Origin of the sequence: Rhizobium sp. TRM96647 (genome assembly GCF_025780115.1) — a bacterium.
In the GTDB taxonomy this organism is placed as follows: Bacteria; Pseudomonadota; Alphaproteobacteria; order Rhizobiales; family Rhizobiaceae; genus Mycoplana.
Map to the genome: position 1 here is coordinate 173985 of NZ_JAOXHF010000004.1, position 22581 is coordinate 196565.

General features: G+C 65.7%; 20 protein-coding genes and 1 tRNA gene. 10 read left to right on the forward strand and 11 right to left on the reverse strand.

Features of this window, described 5'->3' with window-relative positions; genetic code table 11:
• Positions 1 to 33 precede the first annotated feature (33 nt).
• Genes fabA through fabI form a run of 3 tightly spaced genes read left to right on the forward strand, consistent with a single transcriptional unit; the run spans position 34 to position 2635 of the window.
• Positions 34 to 549 (forward strand): 3-hydroxyacyl-[acyl-carrier-protein] dehydratase FabA, encoded by a 516-nt coding sequence (gene fabA / locus OCK02_RS09370; RefSeq protein ID WP_263812821.1) that lies wholly within the window; start codon positions 34 to 36, stop codon positions 547 to 549.
• A 49-nt stretch (positions 550 to 598) separates the two neighbouring features.
• Positions 599 to 1822, forward strand: a complete 1224-nt coding sequence (fabB, locus tag OCK02_RS09375; protein WP_230807801.1) for a beta-ketoacyl-ACP synthase I — start codon at positions 599 to 601, stop codon at positions 1820 to 1822.
• A 6-nt stretch (positions 1823 to 1828) separates the two neighbouring features.
• Positions 1829 to 2635, forward strand: coding sequence for an enoyl-ACP reductase FabI (gene fabI, locus OCK02_RS09380; RefSeq protein ID WP_263812822.1), 807 nt, complete (start codon positions 1829 to 1831; stop codon positions 2633 to 2635).
• Between the two features lie 36 nt (positions 2636 to 2671).
• On the opposite strand, the gene OCK02_RS09385 is transcribed toward fabI, so the two are convergent.
• From OCK02_RS09385 to OCK02_RS09400, 4 genes are all read right to left on the reverse strand, one after another.
• A complete protein-coding gene (locus OCK02_RS09385) occupies positions 2672 to 2902 on the reverse strand; it encodes a hypothetical protein (protein WP_263812823.1) in 231 nt (76 codons plus the stop codon).
• Positions 2903 to 3066: 164 nt separating this feature from the next.
• Entirely contained in the window at positions 3067 to 3603 is a 537-nt protein-coding gene (locus OCK02_RS09390; RefSeq protein WP_263812824.1) for a GNAT family N-acetyltransferase, read from the reverse strand.
• Positions 3604 to 3613: 10 nt separating this feature from the next.
• Positions 3614 to 4192: a helix-turn-helix domain-containing protein gene (locus OCK02_RS09395; protein WP_263812825.1), complete on the reverse strand. Its 579-nt coding sequence runs from the start codon at positions 4190 to 4192 to the stop codon at positions 3614 to 3616.
• A 76-nt stretch (positions 4193 to 4268) separates the two neighbouring features.
• A complete protein-coding gene (locus OCK02_RS09400; RefSeq protein WP_263812826.1) occupies positions 4269 to 4670 on the reverse strand; it encodes a ketosteroid isomerase-related protein in 402 nt (133 codons plus the stop codon).
• A gap of 120 nt (positions 4671 to 4790) precedes the next feature.
• Here OCK02_RS09400 and OCK02_RS09405 point away from each other — a divergent pair, with 120 nt between their 5' ends.
• The 3 genes from OCK02_RS09405 to OCK02_RS09415 all read left to right on the forward strand — a co-directional run bounded on the left by OCK02_RS09405 (position 4791) and on the right by OCK02_RS09415 (position 8199).
• Complete coding sequence (locus tag OCK02_RS09405; protein ID WP_263812827.1) at positions 4791 to 5390, forward strand: GNAT family N-acetyltransferase; 600 nt, start codon at positions 4791 to 4793, stop codon at positions 5388 to 5390.
• Positions 5391 to 5481: 91 nt separating this feature from the next.
• Positions 5482 to 7314 carry a translation elongation factor 4 gene (gene lepA / locus OCK02_RS09410; protein ID WP_263812828.1) on the forward strand — a complete coding sequence of 611 codons (1833 nt, stop codon included), beginning with the start codon at positions 5482 to 5484 and terminating at the stop codon, positions 7312 to 7314.
• Positions 7315 to 7491: 177 nt separating this feature from the next.
• Positions 7492 to 8199 (forward strand): DUF2161 domain-containing phosphodiesterase, encoded by a 708-nt coding sequence (locus OCK02_RS09415; protein WP_263812829.1) that lies wholly within the window; start codon positions 7492 to 7494, stop codon positions 8197 to 8199.
• A 44-nt stretch (positions 8200 to 8243) separates the two neighbouring features.
• Here OCK02_RS09415 and OCK02_RS09420 read toward each other — a convergent pair whose 3' ends face one another.
• Positions 8244 to 8735: an acyl-CoA thioesterase gene (locus OCK02_RS09420; protein WP_263812830.1), complete on the reverse strand. Its 492-nt coding sequence runs from the start codon at positions 8733 to 8735 to the stop codon at positions 8244 to 8246.
• Positions 8736 to 8974: 239 nt separating this feature from the next.
• Here OCK02_RS09420 and OCK02_RS09425 point away from each other — a divergent pair, with 239 nt between their 5' ends.
• Positions 8975 to 10534, forward strand: coding sequence for a D-aminopeptidase (locus OCK02_RS09425; RefSeq protein ID WP_263812831.1), 1560 nt, complete (start codon positions 8975 to 8977; stop codon positions 10532 to 10534).
• 27 nt (positions 10535 to 10561) lie between these two features.
• Here the strand turns inward: OCK02_RS09425 and scpA are convergent, their stop codons facing one another.
• The 4 genes from scpA to OCK02_RS09445 all read right to left on the reverse strand — a co-directional run bounded on the left by scpA (position 10562) and on the right by OCK02_RS09445 (position 17565).
• Positions 10562 to 12769, reverse strand: coding sequence for a methylmalonyl-CoA mutase (gene scpA / locus OCK02_RS09430; protein WP_263812832.1), 2208 nt, complete (start codon positions 12767 to 12769; stop codon positions 10562 to 10564).
• 860 nt (positions 12770 to 13629) lie between these two features.
• Positions 13630 to 15636 carry an acetyl/propionyl/methylcrotonyl-CoA carboxylase subunit alpha gene (locus OCK02_RS09435; RefSeq protein ID WP_263812833.1) on the reverse strand — a complete coding sequence of 669 codons (2007 nt, stop codon included), beginning with the start codon at positions 15634 to 15636 and terminating at the stop codon, positions 13630 to 13632.
• A gap of 2 nt (positions 15637 to 15638) precedes the next feature.
• Positions 15639 to 16016 (reverse strand): hypothetical protein, encoded by a 378-nt coding sequence (locus OCK02_RS09440; RefSeq protein WP_263812834.1) that lies wholly within the window; start codon positions 16014 to 16016, stop codon positions 15639 to 15641.
• A gap of 16 nt (positions 16017 to 16032) precedes the next feature.
• Positions 16033 to 17565, reverse strand: a complete 1533-nt coding sequence (locus tag OCK02_RS09445; protein ID WP_230807788.1) for an acyl-CoA carboxylase subunit beta — start codon at positions 17563 to 17565, stop codon at positions 16033 to 16035.
• Positions 17566 to 17707: 142 nt separating this feature from the next.
• Between OCK02_RS09445 and OCK02_RS09450 the strand changes: the two genes are divergently transcribed.
• Positions 17708 to 19123: a helix-turn-helix domain-containing protein gene (locus tag OCK02_RS09450; protein ID WP_263812835.1), complete on the forward strand. Its 1416-nt coding sequence runs from the start codon at positions 17708 to 17710 to the stop codon at positions 19121 to 19123.
• Between the two features lie 191 nt (positions 19124 to 19314).
• Entirely contained in the window at positions 19315 to 20037 is a 723-nt protein-coding gene (locus tag OCK02_RS09455; RefSeq protein ID WP_263812836.1) for a hypothetical protein, read from the forward strand.
• A 123-nt stretch (positions 20038 to 20160) separates the two neighbouring features.
• On the opposite strand, the gene OCK02_RS09460 is transcribed toward OCK02_RS09455, so the two are convergent.
• A tRNA-Leu gene (locus OCK02_RS09460) sits at positions 20161 to 20247 on the reverse strand.
• A gap of 202 nt (positions 20248 to 20449) precedes the next feature.
• Entirely contained in the window at positions 20450 to 21880 is a 1431-nt protein-coding gene (locus tag OCK02_RS09465) for a phosphomannomutase (protein WP_318530130.1), read from the reverse strand.
• Between the two features lie 209 nt (positions 21881 to 22089).
• On the opposite strand from OCK02_RS09465, the gene OCK02_RS09470 reads away from it, so the two are divergent.
• Positions 22090 to 22566 carry a BA14K family protein gene (locus OCK02_RS09470; protein WP_263812838.1) on the forward strand — a complete coding sequence of 159 codons (477 nt, stop codon included), beginning with the start codon at positions 22090 to 22092 and terminating at the stop codon, positions 22564 to 22566.
• Positions 22567 to 22581 lie beyond the last annotated feature (15 nt).

Genomic DNA, 22581 nt, shown 5'->3' on the forward strand with positions numbered 1-22581 from the left:
AACGAAGAACCAAGGACCGGGAAGAAACAGCCCATGACGACCAGGCAATCGAGCTTCACCTACGAAGAGATCCTCACCTGTGCACACGGCGAACTGTTCGGCCCCGGCAACGCCCAGCTTCCGCTGCCGCCGATGCTCATGGTCCACCGCATCACCGAGATCTCGGAGACGGGCGGTGCGCACGACAAGGGCTACATCCGCGCGGAATACGACGTGAAGCCGGACGACTGGTATTTTCCCTGCCATTTCGAGGGCAACCCCATCATGCCGGGCTGCCTCGGGCTCGACGGCATGTGGCAGTTGACCGGTTTCTTCCTCGGCTGGCTCGGCGAGGAGGGGCGCGGCATGGCGCTCTCCACCGGAGAGGTGAAGTTCAAGGGCATGGTTCGCCCGCACACCAAGCTTCTGCAATACGGCATCGATTTCAAGCGCGTCATGCGCGGCAGGCTCGTGCTCGGGACCGCCGATGGCTGGCTCAAGGCCGATGGCGAGACCATCTACCAGGCAACCGACCTGCGCGTCGGCCTGTCGAAGGAAAAGACCGCCTGACACCTTCGCAAGGCTGTCGGTTGGGCTCAAGGATCACAGAGGTAAGCAGATGAGACGGGTAGTTGTCACAGGTCTTGGTATCGTTTCTTCCATCGGCAACAATGCGGAGGAGGTGACGTCGTCGCTGCGCGACGCCCGTTCCGGCATCAGCTTCTCCAAGGATTTTGCCGAGCATGGCTTCAAGTGCCAGGTCTGGGGCGCGCCGAACATCGACACGACCGACCTGGTGGATCGCCGCGCCATGCGCTTCCTGTCGCAGGGCGGCGCCTGGAACCACGTCGCCATGAAGCAGGCGATCGCCGATTCCGGGCTCGAGGAAAAGGACTATGGCGCCAACGAGCGCGTCGGCATCATCATGGGCTCGGGCGGCCCGTCCACGCGCACGATCGTCGAGGCGTCCGACATCACGCTGAAGAACGGCAGCCCCAAGCGCATCGGCCCGTTCGCAGTGCCGAAGGCGATGTCGTCCACCGCTTCGGCGACGCTCGCCACCTGGTTCAAGATCCATGGCGTCAACTATTCGATCTCCTCGGCCTGCTCGACGTCCGCCCATTGCATCGGCAATGCGGCCGAGATGATCCAGTGGGGCAAGCAGGACGTGATGTTCGCCGGCGGCCACGAGGACCTCGACTGGTCGATGTCGAACCTCTTCGACGCCATGGGCGCCATGTCCTCGAAGTTCAACGACACGCCCGACACCGCCTCGCGCGCCTATGACCTCAACCGCGACGGCTTCGTGATTGCCGGCGGCGCCGGCGTGCTGGTGCTGGAAGAGCTCGAACACGCCAAGGCGCGCGGCGCCAAGATCTATGCCGAGATCACAGGCTACGGCGCGACCTCGGACGGCTACGACATGGTCGCCCCCTCCGGCGAGGGCGCCGTGCGCTGCATGCGCCAGGCGCTTGCCACCGTGAAGGGCGACGTCGACTACATCAATACCCACGGCACCTCGACGCCGGTCGGCGACAGCAAGGAGATCGGCGCAATCCGCGAAGTCTTCGGCGATCGTATTCCGCACATCCAGTCGACCAAGTCGCTGACGGGCCATTCGCTGGGTGCCGCCGGCGTGCAGGAATCGATCTACAGCCTTCTGATGATGCAGGCCGGCTTCATCGGCGAAAGCGCGCATATCGCCGAACTCGATCCGGAATTCGACGGCATGCCGATCGTGCGCAAGCGCATCGACGACGCGAAGATCGACATCGCGCTCTCCAACTCTTTTGGCTTCGGCGGGACGAACGCGACACTCGTCTTCCAGCGCTACAACGGATAACGGACAATGACGGGGATCATGAAGGGAAAACGCGGCCTGATCATGGGGGTCGCGAACAATCATTCCATCGCCTGGGGGATCGCGAAGGCGCTGGCCGGACAGGGGGCCGAACTCTGCTTCACCTATCAGGGCGAGGCGCTCGGCAAGCGCGTCAAGCCGCTCGCGGCCGAACTCGGCTCGGAATACCTGCTCCAGTGCGACGTCGAGGACGTCGCCTCGGTCGATGCGGTCATCGCCGATATCAAGGAGCGCTGGGGCCGGCTCGACTTCATCGTCCATGCCATCGGTTTTTCCGACAAGAACGAGCTGAAGGGCCTCTATGCCGATACCTCGCGGGACAATTTCACCCGCACCATGGTCATTTCCTGCTTCTCCTTCACCGAGATCGCCCGACGCGCGGCCGATCTGATGGGCGAAGGCGGAACGATGCTGACGCTGACCTATGGCGGCTCGGTCCGGGTGATGCCGAACTACAACGTCATGGGCGTCGCCAAGGCGGCGCTGGAGGCTTCGGTGCGGTACCTGGCTGCCGACTACGGCCCGCGCGGCATCCGCGTCAATGCAATTTCCGCCGGACCGATCCGCACGCTGGCCGGCGCCGGCATCGCCGATGCCCGCGCCATGCTGTCCTGGCAGCAGAAGAATTCGCCGCTGCGCCGCACCGTCACCATCGACGACGTCGGCAATTCGGCCATGTACCTCCTGTCGGACCTGTCGAGCGGCGTTACCGGTGAGATCCACTACGTCGATTCCGGCTACAACATCACCTCGATGCCGGCCCTGGAGACGCTCTCCCGCGCCGACAGCGAGTAACGGTCAGGCTGCGGTTCTCTCGTAGGAGCGGCGGCGTCAGCGCAACAGCAGCACGACGACCAGCACCAGCATCGCAAGCGCAATGCCGTGCAGCACGCGGCGCACGCGCGGGTGCATGTCGACGGCGGCGGTTGGATCGATCTTGCGCCGGATGAAGGCAATCGGTGTCTCGGAGGGCGGGGTATGCCCCTCGCTCTCCTTCATGTCCCTGGCGATGACGTCCGCCACATCTTCGGTGATGGGCGGCCTTGAAAGTCCGAAAACCATCGCACGCTCTCCTGGTTGGGATGCTGCGGATGGTGGACCCGAAACGGTCCATTTGCAATCACAATTGCAACCATGGGACGGTGTGACGCGCCCCTGCAAGCCCGGCCCTGCAAGGCGGTCGCGCAAGTTCGTCCCGTGCAATCTGACCCGGACGGACTGGAAGGTCAGGCCGCGGCGGCACCCGGGCCGACCCGCTTGTAGAACAGCGTCGTGCTGCAGAAGCTGCCGTCGGGGTAGAGGGCGTAGTCGGGGATGACGCCGACCCATTGCCAGCCGAGCTTGCGGTAGACGCTCTCCGCCGGGCTGCCGGTCGCCGTGTCGAGCACCAGCACCGTCTTGCCGCCTGCCGCGGCCGCCTCTTCGGCCGCTGCCATCAGCTCTCGGGCCAGTCCGCGGCCGCGCTCGCTTTCCTTCACCAGCAGCTTCTTGATGTCGGCGCGGTGGCCCTGGTTCGGCATCTGCCGCATGCCGACCTGCACGGTGCCGGCGATGCGTCCGTCGCGTTCGGCGCAGAAGAGCAGCGTCGAACCGTCCGCCACCGCCGCGATTACGCCCTGCCAGAAGGCATATGCGTCGTCGCGGCCATAGGGCGCCATGAAGCCCACGGAGGCGCCGCCCATCACGCAGTCCACGAGCACCTCGGCAAGCTCGTCGATCCGCGCCGTTGCTTCCTCGTGTCCCAGAATCCTGACCCCGTCCATGTTTCCCTCTTCAGTTGCGGCCACGGTCGAGCACGACGGCATAGTGCGCCATGGCCGGGCCCGGATTGTGAAAGACGTGTCCCTCGGTAATGCTCATGTAGAGGCAGTCGCCCGGTTCCAGCCGATGGCTGACGCCGGCGACCGTCATCTCGAGCGCGCCGGAAAAAAGCCAGACATGCTGGGTCATCCCCTCTTTCGCGGTCTCCGGCGGATAGGCGATGCGGGCGCCGGGCGGGAAGCTGACGTCGATCACGTCCACGCGCGACGTCGTTGCCGGCGGGGAAACGGCCCGGCGCTCGTATCCGGTCTCCGGATCGCGCCAGACCGGCTGGTCGGCATGGCGGGACAGCGGGCTCGCCTCTTCTCCCTCGGGAGCAAAGAAGACCGAAAGCGTGACGTCGAGTGCTGCGCAGAGCCGCGACAGCAACTGCGCCGTCGGGCTCGCCTCGCCGCGCTCGATGCGCGAGATCATCGCCCGGCTGACACCGGAACGGCCCGCGAGTTCGTCGAGGGTCAGGTTTCTGCCGTTGCGGAGCGCCCGCAGGCGCTCGGCAATTGCCGCGTCGATATGGGCTTCGTCGTTTTCCATTATTGTAGATCTATTATTCTACAATAATGGAGTCAAGCCAATCCGTCGTCCCCCGGAAGGCGGAACAGGGAAGCCGTCAGCCCTGAACCTGGGCGATCCAGTCGTTCAGGCTGTAGTAGTTCGTTACCCGGCTAATTTTCCCGTCCTTCAACGCGAAGAACGCGCCGGCCGGCAGGGTGTAGGTTTGCCCCTTCGCTTCCGGCAGGCCCTCGTCGGTGGCAAGATATTCGCCGTTGACGACGAATTCCGCCGCCCCGCGGCTGCCGTCCTCGCTCGCCATGACGACGATGTCCGTCAGCCTTTCCCTGTAGCAGCGGTTCATGTGCTCCATGAACCGGGCAAAGGCCGCCTTGCCGGTCTGCCGCTCGCCCTGGTTGATGTCGTGGGCGACGTCCTCGTCGAGCAGGGCCAGGAAGGCATCCATGTCCTGGCGGTTGAAGGCGTCGTAATAGGCGCGGATGATCTCGGCGGCTTTCATGGATGTCTCCCTCGATGAAGCATGCTTGTGGAATGGAACCCTGCCGGTATAACCAAGCAATCGCCACCTGCAAATGCCATGGCTGGGGAATGGTCCCGGATAACCTGAAGTGACGATGCAATGACCCTTGAAATCCGATCGTTTTCTGGCGCCGATGCCGCACCCTATGTCGACGACCTCGCCCGGCTGCGGATCACCGTCTTCCGGGATTTCCCCTATCTCTATGACGGCGATCCTGCCTATGAGCGAAAATACCTGGCCACCTATGCAGGATCCGAAGGCTCGGTCTTCGTGCTGGCTCTCGACGGCGGCCGTGTCGTCGGGGCGGCGACCGGCATGCCGATGGCGGCCGAGACGGACGAGGTCAGGGCGCCCTTCCTCGCCGCCGGCCGCGATCCGGGCGACTATTTCTATTTCGGCGAAAGCGTGCTGCTTCCCGCCTATCGCGGCCGCGGTATCGGCGTGAAGTTCTTCGACGGGCGCGAGGCGCAGGCCCGCAGGCTTGGGCTGGCGTTCTGCACGTTCTGCGCCGTGGAGCGGCCCGCCGACCATCCGCGCCGCCCGGCCGGATACGCCCCGCTCGACCGCTTCTGGCAAAACCGTGGCTACCGCCATCATCCCGAACTGCGCACCACCTTCACCTGGCGCGATCTCGACGAGACGGAGGAAAGCGAAAAGCCGCTGTCCTTCTGGATCCGCGACCTTGCGGCGGCAGGTTGATCGCGGCCCGCCTTCGCCGGAACGCAACGGCCTGAAAATAGGGAGAACGGCCGGTTAATTACCGCTTTGCGGCCGCAAGGCGCGCTGCTATATGGCGCCCATGAGCACCAATTCGTCGACGCCCCTTGACCATATCCGCAACTTCTCGATCGTGGCCCATATCGACCACGGCAAGTCGACGCTGGCCGACCGGCTGATCCAGTCGACCGGTGGCCTCGCGGATCGCGAGATGAGCGAGCAGGTGCTCGACAACATGGAGATCGAGCGCGAGCGCGGCATCACCATCAAGGCCCAGACCGTCCGCCTGCACTACAAGGCGAAAGACGGCGAAACCTACGTGCTGAACCTGATCGACACGCCCGGCCACGTCGACTTCGCCTACGAGGTCTCGCGGTCGCTGTCCGCCTGCGAAGGCTCGCTGCTGGTCGTCGATGCCAGCCAGGGGGTGGAAGCACAGACGCTCGCCAACGTCTACCAGGCGATCGACAACAACCACGAGCTCGTCACCGTCCTCAACAAGATCGACCTGCCGGCGGCCGAGCCCGACCGCATCAAGGACCAGATCGAGGAAGTGATCGGCATCGACGCCTCCGACGCCGTCCTGATCTCCGCCAAGACCGGCTTGGGCATCCCCGACGTGCTCGAGGCGATCGTCGAGAAGCTGCCGGCCCCGAAAAGCCCGGGCGGCGAGAGCGCCCCGCTGAAGGCGCTTCTGGTCGACAGCTGGTACGACACCTATCTCGGCGTCATGGTGCTGGTGCGCATCATCGACGGGCGGCTCACCAAGGGCCAGACCATCCGCATGATGGGAACCGGCGCCAAGTATTCGATCGAACGCGTCGGCGTGCTGACGCCGAAGATGGTGGCGATGGACTCACTCGGCCCCGGCGAGATCGGCTTCATCACCGCCTCGATCAAGGAAGTGGCCGATACCCGCGTCGGCGACACCATCACCGAAGACAAGCGCCCGACCGCCGAAGCCCTGCCGGGCTTCAAACCGGCTCAGCCGGTGGTCTTCTGCGGCCTGTTCCCGGTCGATGCCGCCGATTTCGAGGAACTGCGCTCGGCCATGGGCAAGCTGCGCCTGAACGACGCCTCGTTCTCCTTCGAAATGGAAAGCTCGGCCGCTCTCGGCTTCGGCTTCCGCTGCGGCTTCCTCGGCCTCCTGCACCTCGAGATCATCCAGGAGCGTCTGTCACGCGAGTTCGATCTCGACCTGATCGCAACGGCGCCCTCGGTCGTCTACCAGCTGACGATGACGGATGGCACCGAGAAGGAACTGCACAACCCGGCCGACATGCCCGACGTGGTCAAGATCGCCGAGTTCCGCGAACCCTGGATCAAGGCGACGATCCTCACCCCCGACGAGTATCTCGGCGGCATCCTCAAGCTCTGCCAGGACCGCCGCGGCATCCAGACCGAGCTGACCTATGTCGGCAACCGCGCGATGCTAACCTATGAGCTGCCGCTCAACGAGGTGGTCTTCGATTTCTACGACCGGCTGAAGTCGATCTCCAAGGGCTACGCCTCCTTCGACTACAACCTCTTCGGCTACCGCGAGAGCGACCTCGTCAAGATGTCGATCCTCGTCAATGCCGAACCGGTCGATGCGCTCTCCATGCTCGTCCACCGCTCCGCCGCCGAGAAGCGCGGCCGCGTCATGTGCGAAAAGCTGAAGGACCTGATCCCGCAGCACATGTTCCAGATCCCGATCCAGGCCGCGATCGGCGGCCGCATCATCGCCCGCGAGACGGTCCGGGCGCTGCGCAAGGACGTGACCGCCAAGTGCTACGGCGGCGACGCCACCCGCAAGCGCAAGCTTCTGGAAAAGCAGAAGGAAGGCAAGAAGCGCATGCGCCAGTTCGGCAAGGTCGAGATCCCGCAGGAAGCCTTCATCGCGGCGCTGAAGATGGGCGACGAGTAAGGGACTGCAAGGTCCTTCCCCGGTCGCAGGCCCGCTTGTCGGCGGGGGCGCCGTAGCTCAGGGAAGAGCTTCAGTCGATGTGCTGGAGGCGACATCCGGGCCGCGTGGCGTCCTAGGTGACCCGTGCGGGCTCTCGATATGGCTTGCGGCCCGATCTCCAGTTCGATGTGCGGCAATATGGAAACTTCACTCTATCTGCCTGTAAAAGGCTTCCTCGAAAAGGCAGGTTACGCCGTCAAGGGCGAAGTTGGCGGCTGCGATCTTGTCGGCCTCAGCGATAACGATCCCCCCGTTGTGGTGATCTGCGAACTGAAATTGACCTTTAATCTGGAACTCATCCTGCAGGCCGTCGACCGGGCTGCCATTTCAGACGAGGTTTGGATCGCCGCCAGGATCTCGGCCAAGGGCAGAGGGCGGGAGGCCGACAAGCGCTACCGCGACCTCTGCCGCAGGCTCGGCATTGGCATGCTTGGCGTTTCCGATGCCGGCGATGTCAGCGTCATCGTCGGCTCCGTATCACCAATGCCGCGGACCAATCCGAAGCGGCGTTCGAAGCTCATGCGCGAACACCGGAATCGACGCGGCGATCCCGCACCTGGCGGCAGCACGCGCGCACCCGTGATGACGGCGTATCGCCAGCAGGCGCTTGGATGTGCGGCAGCTCTGGCTGCGGGACCATCGCGTGTTCGCGATGTGAGAACAGGCATACCAGAGGCAGGGAAGATCCTGCTTTCGAATGTGTATGGTTGGTTTGAGCGGCTCGACAGAGGCGTCTACGGCTTGACGGATGCCGGTCACGAAGCGCTACGGCGGTGGCCGCAGCCAGAGATGGCCGATCCCGTTGAAAAAGGCGGCCTGATCTCTGCCAACGACGCGAGGCGATAAGCGACCTTACGGAACTGCCGTGGTTCGTTGCGGGCTATGCCGGATCACTCCGCCCCCACCTTCATCTCCCGATGCCGCGTCTCGAATTCCTGGCGCAGCGCGCGGCGGCCCTCGGCGGCCTTTGCCCGGCGCTTTTTGGTCTCCGTGTCGAGCGAGAGTTGCGGCACCATGGTCGGCTTGCCGTCGACATCGACGGCGACCATGGTGAAATAGCAGGAATTGGTGTGGCGGCGCTCGCCGGTGCGGATGTTCTCGGCCTCGACCCGGATGCCGATCTCCATCGAGGTGCGGCCGGCATAGTTGACCGAGGCGCGGAAGGTGACGAGCTCACCGACATGGATCGGCTGGCGGAACACCACCTGGTCGACCGAGAGCGTCACCGCATATTGCTGGGAGAAGCGCGAGGCGCAGGAATAGGCGACGCGGTCGAGCAGGTTCAGCAACGCGCCGCCGTGCACCTTGCCGGAAAAATTCGCCATGTCCGGCGTCATCAGAACCACCATTTCGAGCTGGCTGGGGTCATGGGCGCGATCCATGGGCGGTCCTTTCGAAGTAGGGTCGGGCGGGAAGAGCCCCTTAAACCTAGCGGCTGCGGCCCGCAAGGAAAAGTAACCTGCGCGGTGACGACGCCAGCGAGCGCCGGCGCCCATCGCCCATGCCGGCCACCGGTGCCTGCCGGTCCCTGTTGCCTGCGCCAGTCCGGCGCGATACGGTCCGCCGGCGCGGCACGCGGCCGCGCATGTCTTTCGTTCCCCTTTCTGCGAAGCCATCTCCCATGCCCCAGATCGATGCCGCCGCCCTGAAGGCCGCCGTCCAGTCGCTGCCGGACCGCTTTCCCGGGCCGGGCGGTGTCGTCGGTGTCGTTGTCGAAGGCGAGGTGATCGTGCGCCATGCCTGGGGCTTTGCCGATCTCGACCGACGCCTGCCGATGACGGCGGAGACGCTGTTGCCGATCTGCTCGATCAGCAAGCAGTTCACCTGCGCAGCCCTCCTCGACGTCGCTGGCGATCCGGCGAAGCTCGACGACGCCCTTGCCCGCCACCTGCCGAACCTCGAAGGCAGACTGCCGACGGTGGCGGAGCTCTGCGCCAACCAGTCGGGCCTGCGCGACTACTGGGCGCTGACGGTGCTGCACGGTGCGCTCGCCGACGGCGTCTTCGCCAAGAGCGATGCGGCCGGGCTGTTCTCGCGCATGCGCCAGATCCATTTCGAACCCGGCAGCCGCTACTCCTATTCCAACGGCAATTTCCGCATCCTCGGCGATCTCGTCGAAGAGGCGGCCGGCAAGCCCCTGGCGGAGGTCTATCGCGAGCGCCTGTTCGCCCCGGCCGGCATGGAGACGGCGATCCTCGCCGCCGATACGGCCAAGCCGCTGAACGGCGTGGTCGGCCACGAGGGCAATGAGAGCCTCGGCTATTTCCCCGCCGTCAACCGCATCCACTGGTCCGGTGATGCCGGCATCGCCGCCTCGCTGGACGATATGCTCGCCTGGGAGACCTTTATCGACCGCAGCCGCGACGACCCGGACGGGCTCTACAACCGGATATCCGCGCCGCAGCCGTTTTCCGATGGCAGAGCGTCACGCTACGGCTTCGGCCTCGCCCGCGAGACGGTCGACGGGATCGCGCTGACCGGCCACGGCGGCGCCCTGCGCGGCTTCCGCGCCAGGCGTCTGCATGCCGCGGCCGAGCGTCTCTCCGTCGTAGTCATGTTCAACCATGAGGCCGACGCGCTCGCCGCGGCAAACGTGGTGCTGCGCGCCGCTCTCGGCCGCCCGGAAGCGCCGTCAGAGAAGACGAGGCCGGCGCCGGACTGGGCTGGCAGCTACCTCGAGCCGTCGACCGGCCTGCTGCTGCGCATCTCCACCGTGCATGACGGGCTGAGGGCGCGCTTTGCGACCTCGGCCGAAACCCTTTCGTTCGGCGCGGATGGCATCGCCCGCTCGTCGACGATGACGATGACGCGCGAGGGCGACGCGGTGCGCATGGAGCGTCCCGGGGAAAACCTTTCCACGGTCGCAACCCGCATCCGGCCCGGCCTGCGCGGCGACATCGCCGGCCGCTACGTCTCCGCGGAACTGGATGCCGCCTTCGAGATCGTCTCCGCCGGCGGCGCCTGGTTCGGCGCCTTCGAGGGCTTTCTCGGCCAGGGCGCGATGCATCCGGTCCATCCGGTCGGCGAGGACGTCTGGCGGCTTTCCTGCCGGCGCTCGATGGATGCGCCCGCACCCGGCGACTGGACCATCGTCATCCGCCGGAACGACGACGGAGCGGTGGCCGGCCTCACGCTCGGCTGCTGGCTGGCCCGCGGGATCGAATATTCCAAAGTCGGCTAAGTAACAAGGCGCCGCCCCATCCACGCCTCAGATGTTCCGCCGCCGCCCTTCCAGAAGGTCCAGCACGGAATTCGCCGCCTCGATCACGTTGGTTCCGGGGCCAAAGACCGCCGCCACGCCGTGGTCCTGCAGGAACTGGTAGTCCTGCCGCGGAATGACGCCGCCGCAGACGACGATCACCTCGCCGCCGCCCCGCTTCTTCAGGTCTTCGACGAGTTGCGGCAGCAGCGTCTTGTGGCCGGCGGCCAGCGATGACACGCCGATCACGTTGACCGCCTCGGACAGCGCCATCGCGGCGGCTTCCTCCGGCGTCTGGAACAGCGGCCCGGCGAGCACGTCGAAGCCGATGTCGCCGAAGGCCGACGCGATCACCTTGGCGCCCCGGTCGTGTCCGTCCTGGCCGAGCTTGGCGACCATGATCTTCGGCGGGTGGCCGAGCCTTTCGGCAATGCCTGACATACGCGACTTCAGGACGGCGAGCTCCGGTTCGTCGCGATAGGCGTCACCATAGACGTCCCTGATGACCTCGGGCGTGGCCTCGTGGTCGCCGAAGGCCTGGCGCATCGCATCCGAGATCTCGCCGACGGTCGCGCGCTCGCGCGCGGCCTCGACCGCTGCCGCCAGCAGGTTCCCCTGGCCCGTCCGGGCGACTGCGGCCAGAGCTTCGAGCGCGGCGCGAACCCGCTCGCCGTCGCGCCGCCGCTTCGTCTCCTCGATCCGCCGGATCTGGGCGGCCCGCACCGCGCTGTTGTCGATCTGCAGGATGTCGATCGGCTCTTCGTTCTCCAGCCGGTACCGGTTGACACCGACGATCACCTCTTCGCCCTTGTCCACCGCCGCCTGCCGCCGCGCCGCCGCTTCCTCGATCATCCGCTTCGGCAGGCCCTCGGCAACCGCCTTCGTCATGCCGCCGAGCGCCTCGACCTCCTCGATCAGCGCCCAGGCCTTTTCGGCCAGCTCGTTCGTCAGGCTTTCCACGTAGTAGGAGCCCGCCAGCGGATCGACCACCTTCGTCACGCCCGTCTCGTGCTGCAGGATCAGCTGGGTGTTGCGGGCAATGCGGGCGGAAAATTCCGTCGGCAGCGCAATCGCCTCGTCGAAGGAATTGGTATGCAGGGACTGGGTGCCGCCGAGCGCTGCCGACATCGCCTCGAAGGCGGTGCGGACGATGTTGTTGTAGGGATCCTGCTCCTGCAGCGAGACGCCGGAGGTCTGGCAATGCGTGCGCAGCATCAGAGAGGAGGCCTTCTTCGGCTCGAACTCCTCCATGATGCGCGTCCACAAGAGCCTTGCCGCGCGCAGCTTCGCCGCCTCCATGAAGAAGTTCATGCCAATGGCGAAGAAGAAGGAGAGGCGGCCGGCGAAATCGTCGACGTTCAGCCCCTTGGCCAGGGCGGCCCGCACGTATTCGCGCCCGTCGGCCAGCGTGAACGCCAGCTCCTGCACCAGCGTCGCCCCCGCCTCCTGCATGTGGTAGCCGGAAATGGAAATCGAGTTGAACTTCGGCATCTCCTTCGCCGTGTAGGCGATGATGTCGGCGACGATCCGCATCGACGGTTCCGGCGGGTAGATATAGGTGTTGCGGACCATGAACTCCTTGAGAATGTCGTTCTGGATGGTCCCGGAAAGCGCTGCGCGCGGCACGCCCTGTTCCTCGCCGGCGACGATGAAGCTCGCGAGAATCGGGATCACCGCACCGTTCATCGTCATCGACACCGACATCTCGTCCAGCGGAATGCCGTCGAACAGGATCTTCATGTCCTCGACCGAATCGATCGCAACACCCGCCTTGCCGACGTCGCCGAGAACGCGCGGATGGTCGCTGTCATAGCCGCGGTGGGTCGCAAGGTCGAAGGCGACGGACAGGCCTTTCTGGCCCGCCGCAAGGTTCTTGCGGTAGAAGGCGTTGGATTCCTCCGCCGTCGAGAAGCCGGCATATTGCCGGATCGTCCAGGGCCGGCCGGCATACATGGTGGCGCGCGGGCCACGCACGAACGGCGCGAGGCCTGGCAGGCTGTCGAGATGATCGATGCCCTCAAGGTCGTCGGCCGTGTAGAGCGGCTTGACGGCGATGCCTTCCGGCGTCTGCCAGGTGATCGTCTCGGGCGAAGCCTTCAGCTCGCGCTCGGCCAGCGCCTGCCATTGCTCACGGCTGCGTTCATGCGCGTGTTCACGGCCGCGCGTCTCGCCGCTTCCGTTGCCTGGCCCTTGCGCCTTCGAGCTTTCGTCTGACACGGGTTTTCCTCCTGAATACGCGATCGCGTTCACGCGCGCCGAAAGCGCCGTGGTGATCAAAATGGACTGCGGACGGGGCGCTGAAAGCTGCCTCGTATAGGGGTATAAAAGTGACACCTCTCAGCGCCCCGTTCGGCGGTTTATATCCGCGGCCTCGGCTTCGTCCGTGATCGGCGGGGTTTGTGGGAACGGTTGCGTGCCCCTCGAGAAAGGGTGTCATGCACGCACTCAGGCTTACGATGCCCGGGCCATGACTGCCTTTGGGCTTCGTCTTCCACCTGCGCCGTGCGTCCGGGTTCAAGACCCCTCGAACGCGCACGGTGCGGCCCCGCATCCTGTGCGCCGAACCGGAGCCGGCCGCGTCCGAAGATCGCGACGGGCGGTTGCGGTGCACCCTCCGGGATGGAAAGCAGGATGTCGGTCCGACAAGCATCCCGCTCCCTCCCCCAGTCGGAGTGAAACCTTCTTCCGCGGACCCGAGCATGGGGGCTTTGCGTCCTATCCCCGATGCGCGCGCCGGCTCCGCCTCGCCGGCACGCCTGCCGGTGTATCCGCGACGGAACGGCATCAGTATAGGCCCGGGGCGGGGGCACGGGGACGAACCGGGGCGAAAATTTTTCGCAGCGTTTGATTCGGATGCTGGCGGTCGGCCCCTCATCCCCCTGCCGGGACCTTCTCCCCGCAAGCGGGGAGAAGGAAACGTACCGCATGCCTGTTCGCGTTCACGGACGCCGGCCGACCGGTCCGCGTCCCCTCTCCCCGCCTGCGGGGAGAGGGTTAGGGTGAGGGGCCATTCATTGACGGACGGCCCCTCGAGGCTGCGAAACAATCTTTCGCCATTCCCCAACCGCATCGTCCCCTCACTCGAACTCCATGATGATCTCGTCGACGGCGAGGCTGGCGCCGACCGAGACCGGCACGCGCTTGACCACCGCCTTCTTCTCGGCGCGCAGGATGTTCTCCATCTTCATCGCCTCGATCGTCGCCAGCGCCTGGCCGGCCTCCACCATGTCGCCCTCGGCAACGGCGATCGCCGTGACCAGCCCCGGCATCGGGCAGAGCAGCATCCGCGAGGTATCCGGCGGAAGCTTCACCGGCATCAGCTTCGCAAGTTCCGCCACCCGCGGTTCGCGCACCCGGGCGATCACGTCGATGCCGCCCCAGCGCAGCCGCAGCGCATAGCCGATCTTGTTGACCTTCACGCCCATCGGCGCCTCGTCGACGAAGAAGGTCGCATGCGTCTGGCCCGGCAGCCAGTCGCTGCGGATCGCCACCGTCGCACCGTCGTCGAAGGTGATGCGCGAGGCGTCGCCTTCCTGCGAAAGGGTGACGGCGACGGGCTCGCTGCCGAGCGCCACCACCCAGTCCGCACCGACCCGGCGGCGATGGTTGCCGATCGTGCCGGAGATCTTCGTCGCCCGGCGCTGCAGCCGGTCGTTGACGAGGGCTGCGACGGCGGCAAGCCTGCGGCATGATGCGGCGTCCGGCGCCACGCCGTGGAAGCCGTCCGGAAATTCCTCGGCGATGAAGGCCGTGGTCAGTCGGCCCTCGCGAAAACGGTCGTTCCGCATCACCGATGACAGGAAGGGAAGGTTGTGGCCGATGCCTTCCACCTCGAAATCGTCCAGCGCCCGGCCCATGGCGTCCACGGCCGCCGCCCGGTCGGGTCCCCAGGTGCAGAGCTTGGCCACCATCGGGTCGTAATACATCGAGATCTCGCCGCCCTCGGTGACGCCGGTATCGTTGCGCACGACGGTGCCGTCGGCATGCCGCCCCTCCGCCGGCGGACGGTAGCGCGTCAGCCGGCCGATCGAGGGCAGGAAGTTGCGGTAGGGGTCCTCGGCATAGAGCCGGCTTTCGATCGCCCAGCCCTCCAGCTTCACGTCCTCTTGCCCGAAAGACAGCGCCTCGCCGGAGGCGACCCTGATCATCTGCTCGACCAGGTCGATGCCGGTGATGAGCTCGGTGACCGGATGTTCCACCTGCAGCCGCGTGTTCATTTCGAGGAAGTAGAAGTTCCTGTTGCCGTCGACGATGAACTCGACGGTGCCGGCCGAATGGTAGCCGACGGCCTTTGCCAGCGCCACCGCCTGCTCGCCCATGGCCCGGCGCGTGGCGTCGTCGAGGAAAGGTGAGGGCGCTTCCTCGATCACCTTCTGGTTCCGCCGCTGGATCGAGCACTCGCGCTCGCCGAGATAGAGCGTGTTGCCATGCTTGTCGCCGAGCACCTGGATTTCGATATGGCGCGGCTGGGTGACGAACTTCTCGATGAAGATGCGGTCGTCGCCGAAGGAGCTTTTCGCCTCGTTCTTCGACGACTGGAAGCCCTCGCGCGCCTCCTGGTCGTTCCAGGCGATGCGCATGCCCTTGCCGCCGCCGCCGGCGGACGCCTTGATCATCACCGGATAGCCGATCTTCGAGGCGATCATCACAGCCTCGTCGGCGTCCTCGATCAGGCCCATATGGCCGGGGACGGTGGAGACGCCCGCTTCGGCGGCGAGCTTCTTCGAGGTGATCTTGTCGCCCATCGCCTGGATCGCGCCGACCGGCGGGCCGATGAAGGTCACGCCCTCCTTCTCCAGCGCCTCGGCGAAGGCGGCGTTCTCCGACAGGAAGCCGTAGCCGGGATGCACCGCATCCGCACCCGTCTGCCGGATCGCCTCCAAGATCTTCTCGATGACGATGTAGGACTGGCTGGACGGCGCCGGCCCGATATGCACCGCCTCGTCGGCCATCTGCACATGCAGCGCATCGCGATCGGCATCCGAGTAGACGGCGACGGTGGCGATGCCCATCTTCCTTGCGGTCCTGATGACCCGGCAGGCGATCTCGCCCCTGTTGGCAATGAGGATTTTCTGGATCGCCAAGGCTAGACCTCCATCACGTCTTCAAACGATTCCGGGAAGGAAGCGCGAGCCTCCTTCTCGTTGATGACCAGCAACGCCGCGTAGGAGGCCGGGTCGAAATCCTTCTCCGCCGCCAGCACCTCGCGTCCGAACAGCAGGTTGAGCCGGGCGGCATCGAGATTGCCGCGCTCGAAAGGGTCCGGTCCGAAATGGTGCCAGAGCGCATGCAGGAAAGCCGCATCGATCCGGTGCTCGGCGGAGCCCGGTCGGGCGCGACGGGGCAGCGCCTTGATCGGCGTCACCCCTTTCGGGTTGGCGCGGCGGATGGTGAACTGGACACCCGTGCCCGGCATGCCGGACGGGAAGCCACGATGTTTTGTCATGTCGGGAAGATTGGCCATCGATCCTGAACGTCCCTTACAGCGGTATCGTATCGTGCTTGCGCCAGCGGGTATCGACCTGCTTGTTGCGCAGGCTCGCAAACGCCCGTGCGATGCGCTTGCGCGAGGAATGCGGCATGATCACCTCGTCGATGAAGCCGCGCTCGGCGGCGACGAAGGGGTTGGCGAAGCGCTCCTCGTATTCCTGGGTGCGCGCGGCGATCTTTTCCCGGTCCGCCAGTTCCGAGCGGTAGAGGATTTCGGTCGCGCCCTTGGCGCCCATCACGGCGATCTCGGCGGTCGGCCAGGCGTAGTTGACGTCGGCGCCGATATGCTTCGACGCCATCACGTCATAGGCGCCGCCATAGGCCTTCCGCGTGATCAGCGTCACCATCGGCACGGTCGCCTGGCTGTAGGCGAAGAGCAGCTTGGCGCCGTGCTTGATGACGCCGCCATATTCCTGGGCCACGCCCGGCAGGAAGCCCGGCACGTCCACCAGCGTCAGCAGCGGAATGTTGAAGGCGTCGCAGAAGCGGACGAACTTCGCAGCTTTCCGCGAACTGTCGATGTCGAGGCAGCCGGCCAGCACCATCGGCTGGTTGGCGACGACGCCGACCGTCTGGCCCTCCAACCGGATGAAGCCAGTGATGATGTTCCTGGCGAAATTCTCCTGCAGTTCGAAGAAGTCGCCCTCGTCGGCGACGGCGAGGATCAGTTCCTTCATGTCGTAGGGCTTGCTGGAGCTATCCGGGATCAGCGTGTCGAGCCGCGCCTCCAGCCGCGCCGGGTCGTCGTGGAACGGGCGCACCGGCGGCTTTTCGCGGTTGCTGAGCGGCAGGAAGTCGAACAAAAGCCGCACGTTCTCCAGCGTCTCGATGTCGTTCTCGTAGGCGCCGTCGGCGACCGAGGACTTCTTCGTATGCGTGCCGGCGCCGCCGAGCTCTTCGGCCGAGACGATCTCGTTCGTCACCGTCTTCACCACGTCCGGGCCGGTCACGAACATGTAGGACGAATCCCGCACCATGAAGATGAAGTCGGTCATGGCCGGCGAATAGACCGCGCCGCCCGCGCAGGGGCCCATGATGACGGAGATCTGCGGGATCACGCCCGAAGCCTCCGCATTGCGGCGGAACACCTCGGCATAGCCCGCAAGCGAGGCGACGCCTTCCTGGATCCGCGCACCGCCCGAATCGTTCAGCCCGATCACCGGCGCGCCGTTGCGCACCGCCATGTCCATGATCTTGCAGATCTTCTGCGCGTGCGTCTCCGACAGCGAGCCGCCGAGCACGGTGAAGTCCTGGGAGAAGACATAGACCTGCCGGCCGTTGATCGTCCCCCACCCGGTCACCACGCCGTCGCCGGCGATCTTCTGCCCCGCCATGCCGAAATCCACCGCCCGGTGGGTCACGTACATGTCGTATTCCTCGAACGAGCCCGGATCGAGCAGCACCTCCAGGCGCTCCCGCGCCGTCAGCTTGCCCTTGCCGTGCTGGGCGTCGATCCGCTTCTCGCCGCCGCCGAGATAGGCCTCGTCGCGCCGGGCCTGCAACTGCTCGAGTATCGGGCGCATCCTCACTCCCCTGCCACTGTTCCTGCCGCCGTGTGAGCGCGCATTATGCCGATATTGTCCGGTTGAAAACAGTTGAACAGGCGCAAATGTGGCAATATAAAAAAGCAAAATTGAAAATGCGAATTTGCAAACACGGTGAAGCATGGCGATCGGCAAACTCTTCATCGGCCGCAAGGTCCGCGATCTCAGGCTGGCGAGCGGCACGACGCAGAGCCAGTTCGCCGAGCGCATCGGCATTTCCACGAGCTACCTGAACCAGATCGAGAACAACCAGCGTCCCGTCTCCGCCGCGGTCCTGCTCGCGCTCGCCGACAAGTTCCGCCTCGATATCGCCGAGCTTTCGGTGGGCGAGAACGACCGGCTGCTGTCGGCGCTGTCCGAAGCGCTGACGGACCCCTTGTTCGAGACCTATACGCCGAGCCTGCAGGAACTGAAGCTCGTCACCCAGAACGCGCCGGGTCTGGCGCACGCGCTGATCGCCTGCCACCAGGCCTATCGCCGCAGCAGCGAGCGGCTCGCGAGCCTCGACGCGACGCTCGGCCGCGCCGGCGGCCCGGCGGAGACGACGCCCTATGAGGAAGTGCGCGACTTCTTCCACTTCGTCGACAACTACATCCACGAACTCGACCTTGCGGCCGAGCGGCTGGCGGGCGATCTCGGCATCGGCCGCGGCGACAACCATGCGGCGCTGGCGGACCATCTGGACAGGGCCTTCGGTGTCCGGATCGCACGCGGGATTGCCGGCGACGACGCGATCCGCCGCTTCGATCCGCAGGCGCGCGTGTTGACGGTCAATCCCTACGCCGCAGCCCCCACGCGCGACTTCCAGCTGGCGCTGCAGATCGCGCAATTGCAGATGCCCGGCGAGATCGATGCGGTGGTGCAGGGCGCCGGGTTCCGCTCGGAGGAAGCGATGGAGATCTGTCGCATGGGCCTGGAGAACTACGTCGCCGGCGCGCTGCTCCTGCCCTATGGCGCCTTTCTCCAGGCGGCGCAGGAACTGCGCCACGACCTGGAACTGCTCGCCGCCCGCTTCGGCGCCTCGATCGAGCAGGTCTGCCATCGCCTCAGCACGCTGCAGCGGCCGGGCCTCAAGGGCGTGCCGATCTTCTTTGCCCGCATCGACCGCGCCGGCAACATCACCAAGCGTCACAGTGCGGCGAAGTTCCAGTTCGCCCGCTTCGGCGCTGCCTGTCCGCTCTGGAACGCCCACGAGGCGTTCGAGCGCCCCGGCCGCATCCTGCGCCAGCTCGCCGAGACGCCGGACGGCGTGCGCTATCTCTGTCTGGCCACCCACGCTTCCAAGGGCAGCGGCGGCTTCCGGGCCGCCCGGCCGGAATATGCGCTGGCGCTCGGCTGCGAGATCTCCTACGCCCGCGCCTTCGTCTATGCCGACGATCTCGACCTGGAAAACGCCGGCGCCTTCGCACCGATCGGCATCTCCTGCCGCATCTGCGAGCGTGCCAACTGCGCCAGCCGCGCCGTGCCCCCCTTCAAGCGTCGCCTGCACGTCGACCATCACGTGCGCCGGATCGTGCCCTACGAACTGGAGAGTTGAGGACGCGGGCGCGGCCTACGGAACGAGGGGGAAGCGAAGCTCTCGGCCGCGGGTGATTGCGACCTTGAAGGTCATCCGCGCCAAAAGACCATGAGCCGGCGGGCAATGGACACCGAGGCAGGCTTGTGCAAGACATACGACGTCGACCTTTAGGTAACCTTCGGTCTTTCTACTCGGTCTGAGGAGCTCGTGTGGCGATTGAACCTGATGCGCTTGAAGTATTGCGAGGTAACCACCGTCGCTGGCTCGCCAAGCTTGGCATTCTGCACAAGCCCTGGCTGATTCTCGGTTCCGCGCCGTCTCCCACCCTTCCGGCCGACCTGCTCGAACATTGCGCACGCGTCGACGTCAACAATTCCGGCAAAACGGCGAATGCCTTGGGTCTCCCGCCCGCCGACCTGACGTTCCGCAAGCGCAAGAAATCGTGGGAGGAACATCCCTACGTCAGGACCAGAGGCCTCCTCTGGCTCCATACGAAGCCTCTCTGGATGATGCACCTGAAGCTTCTGACGATGCCGCATGTGCGCTACAGCAGCCTGATGCGCGCCACCAGGCGCGAGCGCGAGGCGATCGTCAATGCCGTGAGCGGCGGGCTGCCCGCCGACATCGGCGATGTCGGCAAGGTGACGAACGGTGTTGCCACGCTCTGCTATGCACTTTTCACGGGCGTTCCGTCCGTCACCCTCGCAGGCTTCTCGCTCACGAAGATGGGCCATTCCTACGACGACAAGGGGAAAACGCGCCGACAGATCGCCGAAGACACCTTCGTCCTGACGCGCTTGAGAGATCGGGGAAATATCTTCACGACCGAACCGGACCTCTCCGAGCATATCGGCCTGCCGTTCGTCCGCGATCGCGGCGACCTTGCCACCGGGATCGAAGACCCGCCCGGCAAGGAAATGCGGCATCGATAGCGGGTCCCGCCGGACACCGTCCTTCAGGGCAGGGAACAGGCACAGTCCGGAAACGAAAAAACCCCGGAAGGCCGGGGTTTTTCAATCCGATTGCGACGTCTCAAAACGTCTTCGGAGAAGGAATGGTGCCCAGAAGAGGACTCGAACCTCCACACCCTTTCGAGTACCAGCACCTGAAGCTGGCGCGTCTACCAATTCCGCCATCTGGGCGACGGACGCGGATGTACGGGGCGCTGCCGTTGGTGTCAACTGGGTTTTTGAAGTTTTTGCAACGGCATGCGCTTTTCCCTCGTTTCTAGAGCATTGCCGGCGATTATTGAATCGTCGGCAATGCTCTATCTTCATAGTTTTACGCATTTCCGGACGCAAAACCGGTTCCCACTTTTGCTGGAATTGCTCTACGTCGCCGGCGTCATGCCTGGCGCCGTTCCGCCCAGCCGCGGATCAGGGCGAGGCCCTCGGCGAGAAGGCCCTCTGCGGCCGTCTCGTCGGCTGCCTCGACATAGCAGCGCATCTCCGGCGCATTTCCGGAGGGGCGGAAGTGGACGATGCGGCCGTCCTCCAGCGTCACCCGCAGCCCGTCGATGTCGCTGGTTTTTGCCGGCGCACCGATCGGTGCGAGGAAGGCCGCGAGTGCCTGCGGGCCGGAGCGCAGTTCGGCCATGAGCGCAGCGCTCGTCTCGACCGGGAAATTCTCGAGCCTGTCGGCCGCGGCGGCCGGCAGGTTGAAGCTCTCGGCAACGACGGACAGCGGTTGTCTGCGCTCGACGGAGAGCGAGAGGGTGGCAAGCGCGGGAAGGAAGCTGTCGCGGGTCGGAAGGGCTGCAAGCGTCGCCCCGTTGGCGGCGCAGTCCGTACCCGTCAGCGTGCCGCCGTTCGCTTCGAAGCCGACGACGGCCCTGGCGCCGCCGGCCACGGCCTCCTCCATCGCTGCGATCACGAAGGGAGATCCGACGCGGGTGCGCCTGACCTCGAAGCGGCCGGCCGCCTCGATGCCGGAATTGGACGTCACCGGCGTTGCCACCACGTCCGCGTTCAGGAAGTTGGCGGTGATCAGGCCGAGCAGGTCGCCGCGCAGCGGCGTGCCGGTCTCGTCGGCAACGAGTGGCCTGTCTCCATCGCCATCCGCCGAGACGATCGCGTCGAGGCCGTGTTCCCCGGCCCAGCGCTGCAGCATCTCGACGGTCTCGGCCGGGACGGCCTCGGTATCGACCGGGATGAAGGTCTGCGAGCGGCCGAGCGGCACGCAGTCGGCGCCGAAAGCGGCGAGCACGGTGACGAACAGGTCGCGCGCGACCGTGCTGTGCTGATAGACGCCGATCCGCTTGCCTTTCAGCGCGTCCGGCGCAAGCAGCCCGTCATACCGCTGCAGGAACAGCGTTTCCGCCTGCGCGGAGGCTTCGGGCGCCGCGGCCGGTGCAGCGCCGATCGCCTCGCCGCTTGCGGAGATCGCATCGGCGATCGTCGTGATCGCCGCCTCGTCGGCCTTGCCGATCTCGCCGTCCGGCCGGTAGAACTTGATGCCGTTGCGGTCGGCCGGGATGTGCGAGCCGGTCACCATCAGGCTGGCGGCAGCCTTGCTGAGGCCAAAAAGCGCCAGCGCCGGCGTCGGGATCGTGCCGCAGTCGAGCGGCGAAAGCCCGGCGCGGCGCAACGCGCCGGCGGCGATCGCGGCGATCGCCGGGCTCGAGGGCCGGAAGTCGCGTCCGATCAGCACCGTGTCGCCCGTGCGCGCCAGGCCGCTTTCGAGCAGGTATCGCGCGAAGGCCGTCGCATAGAGAGCCGCAGGCGGCCCCTCCAGGTCGGTGGAAAGGCCGCGCAGTCCGCTGGTGCCGAATTTCAGACTCATCTCATGCTCCAAATTATAGTATGCTGACGCTCGTCCGTGTGCCGACCATGTCATGCCCGATTTTTGCCGGCTTGTCCCGCCCGACCTCTTCCTGTCGGTCCGTGCAATCGCCCGCTCCGGGCGTTCCGGCCGGACGGCAGGACGCTGACCCGGCGGCAGCCACGTTTCGCAGACATACACTCCAGAACGCATAGGGGATCGAAATGTTCAGCTTGCGTAACCTCCTACTGACCGTCGCTGCCGGGCTGGCCGTTTCGCCCGGCCTGACCTCCGCAGCCGCAGCCGGTCCGCTGATTCCGGACCGTGGCTTCGCCGTAAGCCATGGGGACGGGAGCGCTGTCGTTCCGGTCGCCTTCGTGTGCAACGGCTACAGTTGCTGGAACACCGGGCCGCTCTACAATCCCCTGAACCGGCCGTACTACCGCGCCTATTCGTGGCCGATCTATCGACCCTACCGCCCCTATATGCCGCCGTCCTACAGGCCGAGCTATCAGCCCTATTCCCGCAGCGTGACCATCTATCGACCCTATGACGGGCCGTATTACGCTCCGGCCGTTCGCAGCGGCTATGGCAGCCATGTCGGCTGGTGCACGAACCGCTATCGCACCTACAATCCGGCGACGGACCGCTACCATGCCGGCGGCGGCGTCTATCGGGTCTGCGTTTCGCCGTATCGCTGAGCGGGCTGCACGCCG

What these genes read in the sequence shown, in the direction of transcription:
- fabA (WP_263812821.1), top strand. Translation starts at nt 34, where the DNA reads ATGACGACCAGGCAATCGAGCTTCACCTACGAAGAGATCCTCACCTGT.
- fabB (WP_230807801.1), top strand. Translation starts at nt 599, where the DNA reads ATGAGACGGGTAGTTGTCACAGGTCTTGGTATCGTTTCTTCCATCGGC.
- fabI (WP_263812822.1), top strand. Translation starts at nt 1,829, where the DNA reads ATGACGGGGATCATGAAGGGAAAACGCGGCCTGATCATGGGGGTCGCG.
- OCK02_RS09385 (WP_263812823.1), bottom strand. Translation starts at nt 2,902, where the DNA reads ATGGTTTTCGGACTTTCAAGGCCGCCCATCACCGAAGATGTGGCGGAC.
- OCK02_RS09390 (WP_263812824.1), bottom strand. Translation starts at nt 3,603, where the DNA reads ATGGACGGGGTCAGGATTCTGGGACACGAGGAAGCAACGGCGCGGATC.
- OCK02_RS09395 (WP_263812825.1), bottom strand. Translation starts at nt 4,192, where the DNA reads ATGGAAAACGACGAAGCCCATATCGACGCGGCAATTGCCGAGCGCCTG.
- OCK02_RS09400 (WP_263812826.1), bottom strand. Translation starts at nt 4,670, where the DNA reads ATGAAAGCCGCCGAGATCATCCGCGCCTATTACGACGCCTTCAACCGC.
- OCK02_RS09405 (WP_263812827.1), top strand. Translation starts at nt 4,791, where the DNA reads ATGACCCTTGAAATCCGATCGTTTTCTGGCGCCGATGCCGCACCCTAT.
- lepA (WP_263812828.1), top strand. Translation starts at nt 5,482, where the DNA reads ATGGCGCCCATGAGCACCAATTCGTCGACGCCCCTTGACCATATCCGC.
- OCK02_RS09415 (WP_263812829.1), top strand. Translation starts at nt 7,492, where the DNA reads ATGGAAACTTCACTCTATCTGCCTGTAAAAGGCTTCCTCGAAAAGGCA.
- OCK02_RS09420 (WP_263812830.1), bottom strand. Translation starts at nt 8,735, where the DNA reads ATGGATCGCGCCCATGACCCCAGCCAGCTCGAAATGGTGGTTCTGATG.
- OCK02_RS09425 (WP_263812831.1), top strand. Translation starts at nt 8,975, where the DNA reads ATGCCCCAGATCGATGCCGCCGCCCTGAAGGCCGCCGTCCAGTCGCTG.
- OCK02_RS09440 (WP_263812834.1), bottom strand. Translation starts at nt 16,016, where the DNA reads ATGGCCAATCTTCCCGACATGACAAAACATCGTGGCTTCCCGTCCGGC.
- OCK02_RS09445 (WP_230807788.1), bottom strand. Translation starts at nt 17,565, where the DNA reads ATGCGCCCGATACTCGAGCAGTTGCAGGCCCGGCGCGACGAGGCCTAT.
- OCK02_RS09450 (WP_263812835.1), top strand. Translation starts at nt 17,708, where the DNA reads ATGGCGATCGGCAAACTCTTCATCGGCCGCAAGGTCCGCGATCTCAGG.
- OCK02_RS09470 (WP_263812838.1), top strand. Translation starts at nt 22,090, where the DNA reads ATGTTCAGCTTGCGTAACCTCCTACTGACCGTCGCTGCCGGGCTGGCC.